The organism is Streptomyces sp. HSW2009 (assembly GCF_040240285.1).
Classification (GTDB): Bacteria; Actinomycetota; Actinomycetes; order Streptomycetales; family Streptomycetaceae; genus Streptomyces.
In genome coordinates this window covers 1-1,395 of sequence record NZ_JBEHZD010000995.1, presented here as the reverse complement: position 1 = coordinate 1,395, position 1,395 = coordinate 1, and the positions used below count along the sequence as shown (strand labels likewise).

Annotated in this window: 1 pseudogene; it reads left to right on the top strand. The window is 80.9% G+C overall.

The annotated features are described in order from the left end of the window. Positions 1-196 precede the first annotated feature (196 nt). Positions 197-1,395 (top strand): annotated as a pseudogene (locus AAHZ94_RS34125) (hypothetical protein); the annotation flags it as partial.

Below are 1,395 nucleotides of genomic sequence, written 5' to 3'. Positions count from 1 at the left end.
TTATACCCCCCCCCCCCCCCCCCCCCCCCCCCCCACCCCCCCCGGGGGGGGGGGCGGGGGGGTTGCCCCCCCCCCCCCCCCCCCCCACGCCGACCTCGCGCAGGCGGCGGGGGCGCAGGCCCAGCAGGCCGGCCCTGGACACCCCTACGGCGGTCCTGAGCAGGGCGGGTACGCGGCGGACTACGACCCGAACCAGGTGGGCGGCGGCCTGCCCGAGGACCCGGCGGGGCACGGCGTGCCGCTGCCCGGGCAGGACGCACACGGGCCGCGCCCGCACGAGCCGCACCGCCCGCAGGGCGCCCCGCAGTGGCCGACGCCCCCGGCCGGCGACGCGAGCACCGGCCAGTGGCCGCTGACCGGAGTGGACGAGCGCGGCGGCACCACGCAGGCGTCGTTGCAGGCGCCCGAGGCGTACGCGCTGGGCGACCGGCTGGTCGCCCCGTACCGACCGCGCCCGGTCCCGCAGGACGACGCGGCCCAGCACCGTACGGACCAGCCGGCCCCGCCGGAGGAGCCGGCGGCGCAGGACGGCGCGGGCGGCCGACCCGGTGCGCCGGCCGCGGCCCAGGAGTGGCCCGCGGCCCCGCAGCCGCAGCACGCGACCGGCACCGACGGCGTCGGATTCGCCGTACCGGCAGTCGACGAACAGCACGACACGCCCGGCGCGCCGCTTTCCTCCGGCGCGGGGGCCCCCGGTTCCGAGGCTCCCGGTACGGGAGCGGCCGGCGGTACGGGAGCGCCTGGCGCCGGAGTTGCCGGCGCCGGGGTGCTCGGCGGTGCGCCGACGGATGAGGGCGCGGCCGGGGCGTTCGCCGACGCGGCGCGGGGTGAGGGCGCCGCGGCGGATGATCCGCACGGCGTGGCGCACGGCGTGGTGCACGGCGCGGCGGGCCCGGCCCACGAGGGGCGGGCTGCGACGGCCGATGGCCTGGTCGCCGAAGACGTGACCGACGACGGTGCGGCTGGCGATGACCTGACGGCTGCTGATGCAGGGGCTGCTGGTGCAGCGGGTGCTGGCGCGCCGGCTGTTGACGGTCTGGCTGGCGGCGACCCGACGGGTGTCGCTCCGGCTAGCGCCGCTCCGACCAGCGGTGATGCGATCGATGGCGGGCCGGCCAGCGATGTTCCGGCCGGTGGCGCGGGTGCCCGTGGTGCCGCGCGGGCCGGGGTACCCGTGGCAGCGGACGGCGCGGCGACGGAGGCTCTGGCGGCCGGCGACCTGGCAGCCGGTGACCTGGTGGTGGAAGGGCCGGCCGCGGACGCTCCGACGGCGGGCGGTCCCGGCGACGCTGGTCGGGCGCCGGCCGAGGCGTTGCCGGCGCAGCACGGCGCCGCCGCCGATCCCGCGCGCCGGCAGGTCGCCGAGCTGCCCACGGAGGGCGCGCCGGGCGTGTC